The organism is Amycolatopsis sp. NPDC104775 (assembly GCF_055583325.1).
Genome location: NZ_JBVJOE010000012.1, coordinates 101,136 through 117,519, shown reverse-complemented (window position 1 = coordinate 117,519; position 16,384 = coordinate 101,136). Strand labels below are relative to the sequence as shown.

The 16,384-nt window shown below is 67.5% G+C and carries 17 protein-coding genes; 12 read left to right on the top strand and 5 right to left on the bottom strand.

The genetic code is table 11. The features are described from left to right. Nucleotide 1: 1 nt before the first annotated feature. From ACZ63D_RS37800 to ACZ63D_RS37785, 4 genes are all read right to left on the bottom strand, one after another. A complete protein-coding gene (locus ACZ63D_RS37800; RefSeq protein WP_465359123.1) occupies nt 2–1,204 on the bottom strand; it encodes an NAD(P)/FAD-dependent oxidoreductase in 1,203 nt (400 codons plus the stop codon). Next, nucleotides 1,201–1,392: a ferredoxin gene (locus ACZ63D_RS37795; RefSeq protein WP_465359122.1), complete on the bottom strand. Its 192-nt coding sequence runs from the start codon at nt 1,390–1,392 to the stop codon at nt 1,201–1,203. The genes ACZ63D_RS37800 and ACZ63D_RS37795 overlap by 4 nt, the downstream gene beginning before the upstream one ends. Continuing rightward, a complete protein-coding gene (locus tag ACZ63D_RS37790) occupies nt 1,392–2,792 on the bottom strand; it encodes a fatty acid desaturase (RefSeq protein WP_465359121.1) in 1,401 nt (466 codons plus the stop codon). Before ACZ63D_RS37790 ends, ACZ63D_RS37795 begins: the two co-directional genes overlap by 1 nt. 122 nt (nt 2,793–2,914) lie before the next feature. Next, nucleotides 2,915–3,790 (bottom strand): LysR family transcriptional regulator, encoded by an 876-nt coding sequence (locus ACZ63D_RS37785; RefSeq protein ID WP_465359120.1) that lies wholly within the window; start codon nt 3,788–3,790, stop codon nt 2,915–2,917. A gap of 129 nt (nt 3,791–3,919) precedes the next feature. Between ACZ63D_RS37785 and ACZ63D_RS37780 the strand changes: the two genes are divergently transcribed. From ACZ63D_RS37780 to ACZ63D_RS37735, 10 genes are all read left to right on the top strand, one after another. Then, nucleotides 3,920–5,092: a CaiB/BaiF CoA transferase family protein gene (locus ACZ63D_RS37780; RefSeq protein ID WP_465359119.1), complete on the top strand. Its 1,173-nt coding sequence runs from the start codon at nt 3,920–3,922 to the stop codon at nt 5,090–5,092. 3 nt (nt 5,093–5,095) lie between these two features. Beyond that, nucleotides 5,096–6,268 carry an acyl-CoA dehydrogenase family protein gene (locus tag ACZ63D_RS37775; protein ID WP_465359118.1) on the top strand — a complete coding sequence of 391 codons (1,173 nt, stop codon included), beginning with the start codon at nt 5,096–5,098 and terminating at the stop codon, nt 6,266–6,268. Nucleotides 6,269–6,281: 13 nt separating this feature from the next. After that, entirely contained in the window at nt 6,282–7,445 is a 1,164-nt protein-coding gene (locus ACZ63D_RS37770; RefSeq protein WP_465359117.1) for an acyl-CoA dehydrogenase family protein, read from the top strand. Between the two features lie 14 nt (nt 7,446–7,459). Continuing rightward, complete coding sequence (locus ACZ63D_RS37765; RefSeq protein ID WP_465359116.1) at nt 7,460–8,317, top strand: 3-hydroxyacyl-CoA dehydrogenase NAD-binding domain-containing protein; 858 nt, start codon at nt 7,460–7,462, stop codon at nt 8,315–8,317. Next, entirely contained in the window at nt 8,314–9,795 is a 1,482-nt protein-coding gene (locus tag ACZ63D_RS37760) for a CoA transferase (RefSeq protein WP_465359115.1), read from the top strand. The genes ACZ63D_RS37765 and ACZ63D_RS37760 overlap by 4 nt, the downstream gene beginning before the upstream one ends. A 1-nt stretch (nt 9,796) precedes the next feature. After that, the gene (locus ACZ63D_RS37755) at nt 9,797–10,675 is read left to right on the top strand and encodes an SMP-30/gluconolactonase/LRE family protein (protein WP_465359114.1); all 879 of its coding nucleotides are present in this window, start codon (nt 9,797–9,799) and stop codon (nt 10,673–10,675) included. A 210-nt stretch (nt 10,676–10,885) separates the two neighbouring features. Beyond that, nucleotides 10,886–11,248 (top strand): hypothetical protein, encoded by a 363-nt coding sequence (locus ACZ63D_RS37750; protein ID WP_465359113.1) that lies wholly within the window; start codon nt 10,886–10,888, stop codon nt 11,246–11,248. Continuing rightward, nucleotides 11,245–12,573, top strand: coding sequence for a putative T7SS-secreted protein (locus ACZ63D_RS37745; RefSeq protein WP_465359112.1), 1,329 nt, complete (start codon nt 11,245–11,247; stop codon nt 12,571–12,573). Before ACZ63D_RS37750 ends, ACZ63D_RS37745 begins: the two co-directional genes overlap by 4 nt. A 4-nt stretch (nt 12,574–12,577) precedes the next feature. Continuing rightward, the gene (locus tag ACZ63D_RS37740) at nt 12,578–13,180 is read left to right on the top strand and encodes a hypothetical protein (RefSeq protein WP_465359111.1); all 603 of its coding nucleotides are present in this window, start codon (nt 12,578–12,580) and stop codon (nt 13,178–13,180) included. Then, nucleotides 13,180–13,698, top strand: a complete 519-nt coding sequence (locus ACZ63D_RS37735; protein WP_465359110.1) for a hypothetical protein — start codon at nt 13,180–13,182, stop codon at nt 13,696–13,698. Before ACZ63D_RS37740 ends, ACZ63D_RS37735 begins: the two co-directional genes overlap by 1 nt. A 9-nt stretch (nt 13,699–13,707) precedes the next feature. Here the strand turns inward: ACZ63D_RS37735 and ACZ63D_RS37730 are convergent, their stop codons facing one another. Next, nucleotides 13,708–14,307 carry a TetR/AcrR family transcriptional regulator gene (locus tag ACZ63D_RS37730; RefSeq protein ID WP_465359109.1) on the bottom strand — a complete coding sequence of 200 codons (600 nt, stop codon included), beginning with the start codon at nt 14,305–14,307 and terminating at the stop codon, nt 13,708–13,710. A gap of 124 nt (nt 14,308–14,431) precedes the next feature. Here ACZ63D_RS37730 and ACZ63D_RS37725 point away from each other — a divergent pair, with 124 nt between their 5' ends. Continuing rightward, on the top strand, nt 14,432–15,427 hold the full coding sequence (locus tag ACZ63D_RS37725) for a fumarylacetoacetate hydrolase family protein (protein WP_465359108.1): 996 nt from the start codon (nt 14,432–14,434) through the stop codon (nt 15,425–15,427). Nucleotides 15,428–15,429: 2 nt separating this feature from the next. After that, complete coding sequence (locus ACZ63D_RS37720) at nt 15,430–16,380, top strand: MBL fold metallo-hydrolase (protein ID WP_465359107.1); 951 nt, start codon at nt 15,430–15,432, stop codon at nt 16,378–16,380. The last annotated feature ends 4 nt before the right edge of the window (nt 16,381–16,384 follow it).

Here is a 16,384-nt window from a genome sequence, read left to right as displayed (position 1 = left end):
TCTAGGCGGCCGTTTCCAGAGCGAAGGCCACTGCCTCGGACCACGGCGCTCGCGCGGCGATCCGCTTGCGGTACTTCATGATGTCGCGCGGCCGGTCGATCGTGAACGCGCCGACGAGCCGATCGCCGCGCCGGTACAGCGCGGTGAAGCCGTGCTCGGCCGGGACCGCGACGATCACCTCGTCCGCGCGCGGCGTTCCGACGAACTGGATGCGGTGCGAGTACCAATCGGACCAGAAATACGGCACGGCGTTGAACACCCGCGCACTCGCCGGGTCCAGTGCGTGCCGGGCCGCGATCGCACCCTGCTCGGCCGCGTTGGTCCAATGCTCCAGCCGCATCAGCTCGTCGTCGAACAACGCGTTCGCCACGTGCGCGACATCGCCAGCCGCGTAGACGCCGTGTGCGGCGGCCAGGGTGCCGTCACAGATGATGCCGCCGTCGCGTTCGTGCAGCAGCAGGCCGCTGTCGCGCAGCCAGCCGGTGGCCGGGACCGCGCCGATTCCCGCGACGACGAGGTCGGCGGGGAGGACTTCGCCGGTAGCCAGCCGGACGCCGGATACCGCACCGTCTTTCGCCGTGAACCCGGTGACCCTGGTGCCCAGCCGGAGATCGGTGCCTGCCGCGCGATGCAGATCCGCGCAGACCTCGCCGACCTCGGGTCCGACTGCGCGCGCCAAAGGTGTTTCCAGTGTTTCCACAATGGATACTGGCAGGCCGCGTTTGCGCGCCGCGGAAGCAACTTCTGAGCCGATGAATCCGGCTCCGATCACGACCGTCCTCGCCCCACTGTCCAATGCGGATCGAATCGCGATCGCATCGTCCGCGGTGCGCAGTGAGTGAATTCCAGAGATCCCTTCGGCATCAGGGAGAACTCGGGCGACGGCTCCGGTCGCGATGACTGCGGCGTCGTAGGAGATCGTCGTGTCACCGATGTGGATCTCGCGGGCGATCGGTTCGAGTCCGGTCGCGGGAGTGCCCAGCCGGAGTTCGACGCCGAGTTCGCGCAGGGCTTCTTCGCTGAGAAACGGTTCCACCGCAACGGGTCCGTCCGCCGCGAGGAAAGCCTTCGACAGCGGTGGCCGGTCGTACGGCAGGTGCTCTTCCGCGCCAAGCAAAACGATCCGGCCGTCGTACCCGGTTCGTCGCGCCGATTCGACCGCACGCAGGCCCGCCAGCGACGCGCCGACCACCGCGAGCGTCATGACACCAGTTTCAACGCGAGCACCGGGCAGGCGTCGACCGCCGCGGCGAGGTCGGTCCGGTGCTCCTCGCCGGGGTTCCCGTCGAGCACGACGACCGTGCCCTCGTCACCCACCTCGAAGAAGTCCGGCGCCATCGCTTCGCACATGCCCAGGCCGTCACATTTGGTCAAATCCGCTTCGATCCGCATCACACACTCATCCTTCCGGGAGCGACAAAGTCCACTTTTTCCCTTACGCCACAGTCAGGACAGCACCAGTTGTCCGGAATGGACGACCACGGCGTACCGGCCGGGAAGCCTTCGCGCGGGTCGCCGCGCTGCTCGTCGTAGACGTATCCGCAACCGGGGCACATCCCGCCTTCGCTGGCGTCACCGCGCACGTCGTCCAGCACGGCAACGGTCTCGGTAGCGGAAGACCCATACCGGGCAAGGACTTTCTCCCGCTTGGACGGCTGGATGTTCGCCCGGCTGATGTCACCGTCGAAGTGGTTGAGCACCCGCTGGTCCATCACGCGCCGCCACAGCGGCGGGAACAGCGCGAGCACGATCATCCCGGCGTAGCCGGTCGGCAGCACCGGCGATTCGGCGAAGTCGCGCAGGGTCTGGTAGCGGCGGGTCGGGTTGGCGTGGTGATCGCTGTGCCGCTGCAGGTGATACAGCAGGACGTTGGTCGCGATGTTGTTGGAATTCCAGCTGTGGCTGGGATCCACCCGCTCGTAACGGCGGCGCTCCGGCGGTCCGACCTTCTGCCGCAGCATCCCGTAATGCTCCATGTAGTTCACGACTTCCAGCAGCGAGAACCCGATCACCGCCTGGATCACCAGGTACGGCAGGATCCCGACGCCAAGCCACGCCACCATCGCCACCCACAGCACCGCGGACATCAGCCACGCGTTGAGCACGTCGTTGCCGATCCGGAACGGATGCTTGTTCCGGCGGGCGTAACGCTTGCGCTCCAATCCCCAGGCGGATTTCAGCGAGCCGAAGACAGTACGCGGCCAGAACCGGTAGAAGCTTTCCCCGACGCGGCTCGACGCCGGGTCCTCCGGGGTCGCGACCCGCACGTGGTGGCCGCGGTTGTGCTCGATGTAGAAGTGCCCGTAGAAGCTTTGCGCCAGCGCGATTTTCGACAGCCAGCGCTCGTGGCTTTCCTTCTTGTGGCCCAGTTCGTGCGCGGTGTTGATGCCGATTCCGCCAATGCAGCCGATCGAGACGGCGAGCCCGATCTTGTCCGCGATGGACAGTTCACCGCGGGCGATCAGCCAGAACGCGAAGACGAACCCGACGTACTGGATCGGCAGGAACAGGTAGGTGATCCACCGGTAGTAGCGGTCCTGTTCGAGCCGTTCAATCACGTCGTCCGGCGGATTGCTCCGGTCGAGGCCAGCGACCAGGTCGATCGCAGGCACGATCGCCAGGATCACGATCGGCCCGATCCAGAACCAGACGCCCCAGCCGGTCGCGGCGTGCAAGCCGATCGCGAGGAACGCGAGCGACGGCACGACCAGCCCGATCAGCCACAGATACCGCTTTTTGTCGGTCCATCGTTCGGTCGACCCCAGCGGCACCGTGCCGGTCATCTCGCTCATCGCGCCCTCCTCCGTTGGCTGGCTTTACACGAAGGTAAGACATGTACACCGCGATTGACAAGTGCGGATGAAATGTAAAGACGTCACGACCGGGTGGTCCCCGGGTGCGGCGTCAGCCGAGGTCAGTCGGGTACGCGGGCGTGCCGCAGCACCTCGACCACCGGATCCAGCCGGGTGTCGGCGGTGCGCCGGATCAGGAACGTGGTCAGGGTGGCGACGAGATCGTCGATCGGCAGGACCGCGCATTCACTCGGGTCCAGCGCCAGCGCGGTCGCGGATTCGACCGGGGCGAGGGTGAAGCTTTTGGTGCTGCGCAAGAAGATCAACAGCCCGCTCACGTCCGAGAACTGCGCTTCCGGATCGACCAGCACCCCGCGGGCGGCGAGCTGCTCGGCCCGCCGGGAGCCGAGGTCCCAGTGCCGCGGACCCTGCAGGTACTGGAATCCGCGCAGGTCAGCGAGGGTGAGTGAGGTCCGGCCGGGAAACCGCGACGCGTCCACCACGGCACCGAGCGGCTCGCGGTAAAGGACGATGGTGGACAGCCGGTCGTCGGAAGTGCCCAGATGCGACACGGCGAGGTCGATCGAGTTGCTGAGCAGTGCCGATTCCATTCCGAGCGACGGCATCTGCCTCAGGGTGAATCGATAGGCGCCGTCCAGCGCCCGGATCGATTCGCTGAGCTGGCGGCGGTGCGCGGGGTTGAGCACGTCGGGGATGGCGAGGCGGACGTCGGCGCGCTGGTCGCGGGTGCGCATCCGGTCCGGAATGGCGTCGAAACCCGAAACGACCGACTCGGCGAGTGGCAGCAGCGCTTCGCCCGCCTCGGACAGGCGGGTGTGGTGAGTGGAGCGGTCGAACAGCGGCTCGCCCAGCTCGCGTTCGAGGTCGCGAATGCGCTGGCTGAGCGGCGGCACCGACATGTTCAGCGACCGCGCGGCGCGGGTGAAGTTCAGCTCGCGCGCGACCGCGAGGAAGTACCGCAGGTGGTGTATCTCCACGCTGAGCAGCGTACCCACGGTGTTATCACCGTGGTCATACCGATCTGATGCACTCGGTCATTCCCTTCTGGTGAGCAGGCGCTTAGCGTCAATGGTGAAGCCAAGATCGTCAACGGGAGGACCGCGAAGATGCCTGACGAAGCCACCGGACCGCTCACTGGAGTGAAGGTGCTCGACCTGTCGTCCGCGGTGATGGGCCCGTACGCCACGCAGATCCTCGGCGACTTCGGCGCCGACGTGATCCGGGTCGAACCGCTGCGCGACGTCGCCCGGCACTCGCCGGCCAACACCGGCCGCACGCCCGGGATGGCCCCGCTGTACATGCAGGTCAACCAGAACAAACGCAGTATCGAACTCGACCTCAAGGACCCGGCCGGCCGCGAAGACCTCTTCGCCCTGCTCGCCGACGCCGACGTCCTCGTCACCAACATGCGCGCCGCCGCCCTCGACCGGCTCGGCCTCGGCTACGAGCAGCTGCGCGAACGCTTCCCGCGCCTGGTCTACGCCCACGCGCAGGGTTTCGCGCCCGGCTCGTCGCGCGCCAACCGGCCCGCCTACGACGAGGTCATCCAGGCCACGTCCGGCCTGGTCAGCCTGCAGGACCGGGCGGGCGGCACGCTGCAGTTCGTCCCGACCTTCATCGCCGACAAGACCGCTGCGCTGTTCCTGCTCAACGGCGTGCTCGCCGCGCTTTTCGACCAGCAGCGCACCGGCAAGGGCCAGCAGGTCGAACTCGCGATGGCCGACGCGATGATCGCGGTCAACCTGGTCGAGCACCTGGCTGGCGACGTTTTCGTCCCGGCCGCCGGCGACGTCGGCAACCCGCTTTCGCTCAGCGACACGCACGCGGCCATGCGCACGGCCGACGGCGGCGCGATCGCCGCGGTGCCCTACACCAACGACGCCGTGCGAACGCTGCTGATCGGTGCCGGCCTCGAAGACGCCGCGGCCGATCCGGCCTGGGACTCCCCGGTGATCGACCGGGAGGTTTTCACCGCGGGGGTGGAGAAGGTGCTGGCCAACTCGGCCAACCGCACCACCGCGGAGTGGGAGGAGTACCTGACCGCCCACGACGTTCCGTACGCGGTCGTCGTCGACATCGCCGACCTGCCGACCGACCCGTACGTTCAGGAAGTCGGGTTGATCACCGAGCGGGAACACCCGACCGAGGGCACTATCCGCGTCGTGGAGAACCCGCTGCATTTCTCGCGGACCCCGGCCGGGTTCCGCAGGCACGCCGAACGCGCTGGCGCGAGCACCGCTGAAGTCGTCGGAGCCGTACGCACCACTGAAGGGGTTTGATCGATGGATCTCGAACTGTCTAAAGAGGACCTCGCGTTCCGGGACGAACTGCGGGAGGTGTTCCTCGGCGCGATTCCCGAGGAAATCCGCAAGCGCAGCGCGCTCGGCCTGATCACGCGCGATGACATCGTCACGAGCCAGCGGATCCTGAACGAGCACGGTCTCGCCGTGCCGCACTGGCCGGTGGAATGGGGCGGTCGCGATTGGACTCCGACCCAGTCCCACATCTACGCCTCCGAACTGCAGCGCAACGCGGTGCCGCAGCCGCTCGCCTTCAACGCGAGCATGGTCGGCCCGATCATCGCCGAGTTCGGCAGCGAGGAACAGAAGAAGAAGTTCCTTCCCGCCACCGCGAATCTCGACATCTGGTGGTCGCAGGGCTTCTCCGAGCCGGAGGCCGGTTCGGACCTCGCCGGGCTGCGCACCACCGCGAAGCGCGACGGCGACCACTACGTCCTCAATGGACAGAAGACCTGGACCACGCTCGGCCAGTACGGCGACTGGATGTTCGTGCTCGCGCGCACCAACCCGGACGCGCCGCGCAAGCAGCAGGGCTTGTCCTTCCTGCTGCTCGACCTGAACACGCCGGGCATCGAGCGCCGTCCGATCAAGCTGGTCGACGGATCCGCCGAGGTCAACGAGTTCTTCTTCGACAACGTGATCATCCCGGCGGAGAACCTGGTCGGCGAAGAGAACAAGGGCTGGACGTACGCGAAGTTCCTGCTCGGCAACGAGCGCAACGGCATCGCCCAGGTCGGCACCGGACAGCGGATCTTCGCCGACCTCGCCGCCGCGGCCGCCGAACTGCCCACTGAGGACGGCCGGCTCGCGGACGACCACGAGTTCCGCGCGGCCATGCACACCGCGAAGACCACGCTGCTCGCGCTGGAGGCGACCCAGATGCGGGTCACCGCCGCTTCGGAAAACGGACAGCCGAGCCCGGTGTCGTCGCTGCTCAAGATGGAGGGCACGCAAGCCCTGCAGGCGCTCACGAAGCTGCGCATGCGCGCGGCCGGTTCCGACGGCATGCTGCTGGACACCGAATCCCCGGTGCGGGCCGACGAGGCCGCGGTGGTGGCCGCGGCGCAGTACCTGAACCAGCGGAAGCTGTCGATCTTCGGCGGCTCCAACGAAATCCAGCGCGGCGTCATCGCGAAGACGATCCTCGGTCTGTAAGGGACGGCGACTCATGAACCTCGAATTCAACGAAGACCAGAAGCTGCTGTTCGAGACCGTGGACACGGCAGTCGGCCGCGGCTACCCGGCTGGTGGCCGCGCGGCCGCCACGAGCAGCGAACTCGGCTGGAACGACCAGGTCTGGAGCACTCTCGGCGAGCTCGGTCTCGCCGGTCTCCCGATCTCCGCGGACCACGACGGCGCGGGCGCGGGCCCGGTCGAGGTGTACGCGACGCTGGAAGCGATGGGCAAGCACGCGGCGGCCGAACCGCTGCTCGACGGCGTGTTCCTGCCGTCGTGGATCATCGCCGAGCTGGGCACGGACGACCAGGTCAAGGAACTGCTGCCGCTGCTGGCCAGTGGCGGCACGACCATCGCGGTCGCGCACGCCGAACCGGGACGTCCGTGGGGCGTCGCGCCGTCGGTGTCGGCGGCAGGTTCCGCGCTGACCGGGGTCAAGTCGCCGGTGCGCAACGCCGACCAGGCCGACAAGTTCCTGGTCACCGCGGTCGACGAGAACGGCCGCACCGGGGTGTACCTGGTCGAAGCCACCGCGGACGGCATCACTCGCGTCGACGGCCGGGCCGCGGACTGGGGACACACGTCGCAGGTCGAATTCGCTGGTACGCCGGCGGTTCTGCTCGGCGCCTCGGACGCTGACGTCTCGGCCGCGTTGCGTCGCGCGTTCTCGCGGGCGCGAGTCGCGGTGACCGGCGAGGCGATCGGTCTGATGGAGACCGGGCTCGCCATGACCGTCGAATACCTCAAGACCCGCAAGCAGTTCGGCGTTCCGCTGGCGGCGTTCCAGGCGCTCGTGCACCGTGCCGCCGACCTGTACGCGAAGGTCGAGCTGGCCCGTTCGCTCGCGCTGTGGGCCACCGCGACGGTCGAGGCGTACGACAACGGTGCGTCCACTGTGGACCTCGATGCCACGGCTGACGACGCGTTCGTGTTCGTGTGCGACGCGGCGACCGCGACCGCCGAAGAGATCGTCCAGCTGCACGGCGGCATCGGAATGACTTACGAATCGGAGGTCGCGCACCACGCGGCGCGCCTCATCGCAATTACGGAGAGTTACGGCGGAGTGAGCGCGGCCCGTCGCCGCGCGCTAGCGTCGGACGCGTTGCTGACGCCGCCGAGCGCGCTGCTCAACAACGCGGACGCGGTCACCGCCTGAGAAAGGAGCGCGCCATGCCGGTCGTCGCGATCGTCGGCGCAGGGGTCATCGGAGTGTCGTGGGCTCGGCTGTTCGCCGAGGCGGGCTGGACGGTGCGGGTCAGCGATCCGCGTCCGGACCTGGGGGACATCGTCGCCCGGGACCTCGCCGGGCTGCCCGCCACGGCGGTCGCGGACCTCGCGGAAGCCGCCGAAGGAGCCGACTTCGTCCAGGAGTCGGGCCCGGAGCGGATCGAGCTGAAGCGGGAAATGTTCGCGACGCTCGCCGCCGCCACGCGCGACGACGTAGTGCTGGCTTCGTCCTCGTCGTCGCTGTTGCCCTCGGTGATCGCCGAGGGCAACGCGGCGGCCTCGCGGATCGTGATCGGGCACCCGTTCAACCCGCCCGAGCTGATGCCGCTGGTCGAGGTGGTGCCCGGCGGTTCGACCTCGGAGGAGACCGTGGCGAAGGCCGTCGAGGTCTACCGCGGGCTGGGCAAGAAGCCGATCACGCTGAAAAAGGAAGTACCCGGCTTCGTCGGGAACCGGTTGCAGAAGGTCTTCAACGACCAGGCGATGTACCTCGTGCAGCAGGGCGTCGTGTCCGCGGCGGACCTGGACGAGCTGGTCAAAGCGTCGCTCGGGCCGCGCTGGGCGACCATCGGGCCGTTCGAGAGCATGCATCTCGGCGGCGGCCCGGACGGGATCCGGCACCTGGTGAGCCACGTCGGTTCGCAGATGAAGTTCGAGATCGGCCGCCCGGACCGGGAGCACCTCGACGCGGTGATCGACGAGGTCGAGCAGACCTACGGCACCGCGGACACCTACGCCGAGCGAGTCGAAGCACGCGATCGCCGGACTCGCGCGGTGGTGGACGCGCTGGAGAAGGAATGAGCCTCACCGAGCAACTCGAAGCCGCGCTCGCGAAGCCAGCTACCACCGACGAATACGATCTGCACCAGCCGCTAGCCGATTTGCTCGGCTCGGTCGGCCTGCAGGAGTCCGACGCCGGCGGCCGGATCGAGTTCACCGGAGCCGACCCGATTCTGCCGGGCGCGCTGCGCCTGGCCGGGGCGACGTCTATCGCACTGGCGGCGAAATCCGTCGCGGTGGCGAAGATCTGGCAGCTGCGTGGTGGACGCGGGCAGGACATTTCGATGGACCTGCGAACCGCGCCGCACCGGCTGTGCCCGTTCTACGACCGGAAATGGGAGCTGCTCGACGGCTATCCGCAAGGCGATCCCGCGCGCGTCGACCCCGCCTTCGGCACGGATCGCTTCTACTCCACCGCCGACGGCCGCTGGGTACACCCGATCAGCCCGTATCCGAAGCTGCGCAACGATGCCGCCGCGCTGCTCGGCGTTCCTGAACGGGACGCGTTGGTGCAGCAAGCGATCGCGCAGTGGAACTCATTCGAACTGGAGGACGCCGCCGAAGCCGCTGGCGTCATCATGCCGGTGGTGCGGACGACCGAAGAGCTGATGGCGACCGAGCAGTACCAATCGGTGCTGTCGACGATGCCTCCGGTGATCGTCGAGCGGATCGGCGACAGCACGCCGGAACCGTTGCCGCCCAACCCTTCCACGCCGCTCGAAGGAGTCCGCGCACTCGGCCGGGCGCACATTATCGCGGGCGCTGGCTGCGGTCGTGCGCTGGCGCTGCACGGCGCGGACGTGCTGAATGTCTGGGACCCGGGCGAATACGAACTGCCAGTGCTGTACGCGACGTCCAATGTGGGCGTTCGCTCCACCCAGCTCGACTTCCGTCGCGCGGCCGACCAGGAGCGAATGCACAAGCTGCTCGCCGGTGCGGACATCTTCTACGCCAACCGTCGCCCGGGATACCTTGCGCGACACGGTCTTGACGCGGAAACCGCCGCCGAAGTCCGGCCCGGGATCATCCACGCCGAGGTGACGCTCAACGGTAATACCGGCCCGTGGTCCGGCCGCGTCGGCTTCGACCAGACGGCCGGGTGCCTGTCCGGGGTCATGTTGCTGGAAGGCGAGGGCGGAGTCCCTTCGCTGCCCGGCGTGCCCGTGGTGAACGACTACATCACGTCGTGGTTCCTGCAGCTGGGAATCCTGCGCGCGCTCATGCTCCGCGCCGAATGGGGCGGTTCTTACCGCGTACAGGTCTCGCTGACTCGCGTCGCCTTGTGGTTGCTGAGCCTGGGAATCTTCGACAAGGGCTATGCGGCGGAGGTCGCCGGTGTCGCTCCCGGGCACGAATACTTCGATCCCGAGACGTTCACCGCGGACACCCCGCTCGGCCGCTATCGCGGCGTCACCGAGCAGATCCGGATGTCGGAGACTCCGGGCTATTACACGAATCCGTTGATCCCGAGGGGATCGCACCGTCCAGAGTGGAGGTGACATGTTCAGCGAACTAGTGGTGCTGGGCATTCGCACCGGGACGATTTACCGCGTCGGGCTTCCCGACGGGCAGGTTACCCCGCTGTACAAAGACGCTGGTGTCTCGCCGGACGGCGTGGTCGTCGCCGACGGGACTGTTTACTGGACCACTATGGGCCTGCCTTCGCGCGACCCGTCGGTGCCGGGCGAGGCTGGCCTCGACTACTCGGCTCGCAATGGCGGTCTGCACGCGGTTTCCTTGGACGGAACCAATGCGCGCGATATTGTCCCGAATGGAACTTTGACCACCGGGAAGCAGCTGGCTTACCACGGTTTTCTGTATTGGGGCGACCGGGAAGGCTGCCGAATCACCCGGGTGCGCCCGGACGGCACCGGGCTCACGGATTTGGTCGTGAACGAACCGGACGACAGCGGGACGCAGGAATGCGTCGGCGTGACGGTGGACGCCACGCAGCTGTACTGGACTCAAAAAGGCCCGGCCAAGGGCGGCGTCGGCCGGATTTTCCGTGCCGGACTGGAGATTCCGCCGGGGGAGACCGCCCGCGACCGGTCCGACGTCGAAACCCTGTGGGAGCACCTGCCGGAGCCGATCGACCTGGAAATCCACGACGGGTACCTGTACTGGACCGACCGCGGCGCGGCGCCGAAGGGCAACACGCTCAACCGCGCGCCGATCCCCGGCCCGGGCGAGAAGGGCACTGAGCCGGAAATCCTGGCGAGCGGCTTCACCGAGGCGATCGGATTGGCGGTGGACGACGACGTCGCCTACGTCTCCGACCTCGGCGGACGGATCACCGCGGTTCCGTTGGCTGGTGGCCAACCGCGGGTAGTGGTCGAAATGGGTGAGTTGCTGTCCGGGATCGCCGGAATTCGGAGTTAATAGGCGGTCTTGCTGATTTTCCGGCAATAAACGGCAGTTATTAATCTGATTTCTGAACGCGTTCTCTCTTATTTGTCCGCAATGGACTCATTGCTGGCCTATCTGTCTGCACTCGATTACACGCATTCAACGCATTGGGTGGCTGACAACTGCGCGCTGCCTCGTTAAAGTGATGTCTCGCCGGTTCGACGCCAACGTGGGGAGGCGTAGATGTCGAGTCGCGGGTACCGGGTGAATCTGGAGCAGATGGGCACGCTCATCACGACGCTGCAGCAGGCCAGAGAGCGCATGACGAACGCGAACAACGCGCTCAGGAACTCCTCCGCCACGGACCTGGGAAGCCGTGAGATCGACACCGCGGGCAGAGAGTTCCAGGACCGGTGGGAGTACGGCATCGGCAAGATCGCCGAGTTCTCCGGCACTGTCGCCGAAGGCCTGTCGAAAGCGAAACAGGTTTACGCGGACATGGAGCGGAAGGTCGCCGAAACACTCGGAAAAGCCGAAGAACAGGGCGAGCCGCCGCCTGCGCGGCGTTCAGCCATCAACGACCGGCTGGACGGGCGGAAAGCGTGAACCGGGACCGCGCCGCGCGCACGGGGGAGTATCCGGCGCTGGGATTCGACCCCGCGCCCGGCGTGGTCGCCACCGTCTCCGACGTCGCCGCCGCCTTGAGCAAGGTCGGGGCCGAGATGGGCCGCGCGTACGAGGATTTGGCCAAGGTCGGGAAGTCGGACAGCTTTTGGGAAGGCGACGGTGCCCAGGCTTTCCAGAAAACCGTCGGGGAGGTTCCGGGCTACCTGGACAAGGCGCACCGGTCGCTGACAGGTGCGTCGGGCACGTTGACCGGCTGGGCGGACGACCTGCGCACCATGCAGGCTCAGGCCGCCGATCTGGAGCGGCGGGCCGAAGCCGCTCGGACGCGCGTCGAGACGGCGCGGTCGAATCCGGATTTCGGGCTGGCTGGGCAGACGTTCACCGACCCGGCGCAGCTCCAGCGAGCACAGGAGACGCTGGGGCTTGCCCAGCAGAAGCTTGAGCAGGCGCAGCGGGGGCTGGACGAGATCCGGGAGGACGCCAAGCTGTTGCGCTCGCAGCATGAGGACCTGGCTGGCCAGGTCGCCGCGGCGCTGCGCAAAGCCAAGGACCAGGCCCCGGAAGAGCCCGGCCTCCTCGACGAGATCGGCGACGCCATCGGCAAGATCGCCGACGGCGTCAAGAATCTCGCGGGGAAGGTCTGGAACTGGGTCAAGGACCACGCGGACGTCATCGCGAAAATCGGCGACGTCCTCTCGACCATCGGGACCGTCCTCAGCACCATCGCGCCGTTCACCGCGGCCATTCCGATCGTCGGCGAGGTGGTCGCGGCCGCGGCGATCGGGTTCAGCGCCGGCGCGATGGCGACGCACGGGCTGGCCAAGGCGGCCGGGGCGAACGTCGGCTGGTCCAGCATCGCGTTCGACGCGGTCGGCATGATTCCCGGCGGCGGCGTGGCAAAGGGTGCGATCGGCGCGGCGAAGGTCGGTCCCAAGATCCTCAAGGGCGTGACCAGCGCGGCCAAGGAAGCCAAAGGAGTGGGGCAAGCGATCGCCAAGGGCGCGGGAGCCGCTCGCGACGTTCTGCACGACGAAGCCCTCATCCAGACGGCCCTTGGCTGGGGGACGAAGTTCGACAAATGGATCGGCGGCCCGATCCTCAAGATGGAGCACAGCGCCGGTGCGGCCGGCGCGGCGGCATGGGGCGCGGTGACGAAGGGGTCCGGTATGGGCGCCAAGTGGGTCGCCGAACCCTACCTGGAACGGGCGGAAGACTCCGCCAAGGATTTCGTCCGGGACACGGTGAGCGGGCGGCCGCCACAGTCGCCGGGCCAGATCTTCGATCGCGTCGTCAACGGTCGGTGACCGGATGACCCGCGAGTTCACCTTCAGCGTTCCGGACGGCTTCGTGACACTCCCGGTAGCCGACATCGACGTCGACGGGGTGGAGAAGCACGATCTCGACGGCCGGGTCGCCAGTGCCTTCGGTCTGACCGAAGACGACCCCAACGCGGCCATGCTCGCCAATACCTATGCCTTCTACGGCGAAACCATGGGCTCGCAAGGAATCGGCTACGCGGCGATCGCGCTCTATCGTTCGCCCGACGCCGCCGACCGGCCGATCATGCCCGTCCTGGCCAGCTCCTGCCTTCCCTCTGAACACGATTCGGTCGACGTCGCCCTCGAAGGCCTCCTGGATGTACACGCGTCCGTCGAGGGCCGATCGACCCGGCTGCTCGACCTTCCCGCCGGGAAAACAGTCATCACTGTGCAGGAAGAGAAAACGATTCTGCACAACGAAACCGACGATGTCGAAGTGCCTGTCTTGCAACGTCAGATCGCCGCGTGGATACCCGACCCGAGAGGCACGTCGATCGCGATGGTGGCCGTGTGCTCGAACAACTGGCAGGACTGGGAGCACGTCACCGTGCTGGCGCTCGACATCTTCGACACCGTCTCCTGGGTGGGCTGATGGACGAACACCTGATCACTCAAGCCAAGCAGTACTTCGAAGCGGCCTGGCGGGAGCCGGTGCAGGTCTTCGGGATGGGCCGGGTCACCGTCGGTTCCCGGCGGGACCGGCGCGGGAAACGGGAACGCGGTGCCGCGCGGGAAACCGGCCCGGGCGGCTGCCTGGCGGAGATCGGGGAGTTCCTCGTCGACGTGTTCTCCACCATTACCTGGCCCTTTGTCGCGGTCTGGAGCTTGACCCGGCTTTTCCGGCGGCAGGGCCCGAAACGACACGCCGCGATCCCGAGCGGTCCGGCGACCGGCCAGGCCTACCGTGTCGCGGAAGCGCTGAAACAGCACTCCGGCGACATAGCCGTCGTCCGGGGAAAGACCCAGCTCGCGATCGCCGAATTCGCTGGCCCGAACAAGAACCCGGCCGTCGTGTGGGCGGGCCGGGGCCTCGACCGTCCACAGTGGAGCCCGTCCCCGGCGAGCCTGTACTGGGAAGACGGCTCAATGCTGCTGCTCCCCGCGACCTGACGGCGGCGGCTACCGCACCGCGATCCCGCGCAAGATCATTTCCACCAGGTTCAGCAAACGCTCCTGCAGATCGAACGGCGCGTCCTCGCTCTCGATCCACGAGCTGAGCGTCCCGAAATACCCCGTGGCCAGAAGCAATCCCGCCTGCGCCGGATCGATGTCCGCGCGGATCTCCCCGGTCTCCCGTGCCCGGGCGACGAACGCGGCGAACTCGCGCGCCAGTTCCGGGTTGCCGAACACGTTGGTGGAGTGGATCGCCGCGCCCATGCAGGCGACGGTTTCCGCCCGGGAGTCGAGGCTGGTGCGCGCCAGTTCGATCAGGTACCGGCTGAGCACCTCGCGCAGTGGCCGGTCCTCGAGGTTTTCGGCGCGCACCGCGGTCATCGCGCGTTCCCGCCGACGCAGGCTCCACTCGTCCAGGAACGCCGTCTTGCGCTGGAAGTGGTTGAAGACGGTGGCGCGCGCGGTGTCGGCACGCTCGGCGATGTCCTCCATCGTGGTGTTGTCGTAGCCGCGTTCCACGAACAGCTCCACGGCCGCCTGGAACAGCCGGTCCCGGCGTTCGTGCCGCTGCCTGGTCCGCCGGTCGGTCGTCGCTTCTGCCGTCATGCCTCGCAGTCAACCATCATTTCCTCCCGGCGCCCGCTGAACGCCGACCTTGACGCCGCTTCCGGGGCGTCCTACGGTGATTGGACGCAAGTCCAAACTTATACTCCAGTTCAAGGAGGCGGCGATGCGGCTGGTCACGTACGACTCGGCGGGGACGGCCCGGCTCGGCGTGCTGCACGGTGACGCTGTGGTGGACCCGGCGCGGGTGTTGCGGGCGGCGAAGACCGGGCTCGATGTCCCGGCCGAGATGGTCGCCTTCTTCGAGGGTGGTGCGGAAGCGCGCGGCAGAGCTGAGCAGGCGCTTCTGCTCGCGGACGCCGCGGCCGAGAAAGGTGAAGTCCTGGTCGACGAAGGCCATCCGGCGGTGCTTTCGCGAGAGGAAGTGCGGCTGCTCGCGCCCGTGCCGAGGCCGCGCCGGATCCGCGATTACCTCACCTACACCCAGCACGCTCAAGGCTCCGGGCTCGCCGTTCCACCTGCTTTCGCGGCGATGCCGATCTGCTACCAGGGCAACGTCGAGACGGTCGTCGGGCCGGAAGAGCCGTTGCTGTGGCCGTCTTACACCGCGCAACTCGACTTCGAGCTCGAGCTCGGCTTCTTCACCTCCGGCGGCGGCAAAAACCTCACCCCGGCCGAGGCCGCCGGACGCATCGCCGGGGTCACGATTTTCAACGACGTCAGCGCCCGGGACATCCAGATGTTCGAGATGAGCATGACTATCGGTCCGGGCAAAGGAAAAAGCTTCTGCTCAGCGATGGGACCGTGCGTGCTCACCATGGACGAGGTCGACGAATGGGCAGTGCAGATGACGGCGACGGTCAACGGCGAGGTCTGGGCGTCCGGGTCTACAAAGGACCGGAAGTTCTCGTTCGCCGAGGTGCTCGCGTGGGCGTCGCTGGACGAAACCGTTTACCCGGGGGAGTTTTTCGGCCTCGGCACGGTCGGCGGCGGATGCGGGCTGGAGCTGGACCGCTGGATCCAGCCGGGTGACGTGGTGGAGCTCGCCGCCTCTGGCGTCGGGGTGCTGCGCAATCTCGTCGGGCAACGACAGGTCGCGCCGGAAGGCGCGGGATTGGCTTCGTATCAGGGTGCACCCGAGGTGCACGTTCCCAGGAGGTAAGGATGTCGCGCACGCCCAAGGATGTTCCGTACACCAAAGGACATCACCGGCTTACCGAGCACTGCTCGGCCTGGTTGGTCCCCGACGGAACCTGGGGCTGGAGCAACGCCGGGCTGATCGCCGGGAAGGGAGAATCCCTCCTCGTCGACACGCTCTTCGATGTGCCGATGACCCAGGAAATGCTGAACGGTCTCAAAGAAACCACAGTAGACAGTCCTATCAAGACAGTCGTGAACACGCACGCCAACGGGGACCACTGGTTCGGCAACGAACTGGTCGCCGACGCTTCCATCATCGCGTCCGAAGCCACCGCGGAAGAGATGCGCACCAACGGCCCTGAGCTCATGCGCGGCCTGGTGCACCAGGAAGGCCCGCTGGGCCGCTTCGCCCAGCACATCCTCCACCCGTTCGACTTCGATTCCATTACCGCGACCCCGGCGACGCGGACGTTCGCCGAGCAGGTGAAGCTCGACATCGGCGGCGTCGCAGTGGAAATTCGCTGCCTCGGCCCCGCGCACACCGAGGGCGACAGCGTCGTCTTGGTCCCCGACGAGGGCGTGCTGTACGCCGGGGACCTGCTGTTCATCGGCGGCACCCCGATCACCTGGGCGGGCCCGGTCTCGAACTGGATCGCCGCCTGCGACGCGATGCTCGCGATGGACGCCGAGTTCGTCGTCCCCGGCCACGGCCCGGTCACCGATGCTGACGGCATCCGTTCGGTCCTCGACTACCTGCAGTGGGTGCAGGCCGAGGCCGCCGACCGGCACCGCCGGGGAATGACCTCGGAGGAGGCGATGCGCGACATCTCGCTCGGCCGGTTCGCCGACCTGGACGAACGAGGCCGTCTCGCGCAGAACGTGCTCGCGGTGTACTACGAACTCGACCCGGAGATGGAGCGCGTGGACACCCGGGAAGTGTTCCGCCGCATCGCGGAGCTGGAAGGGTTCGCGTGAGCCG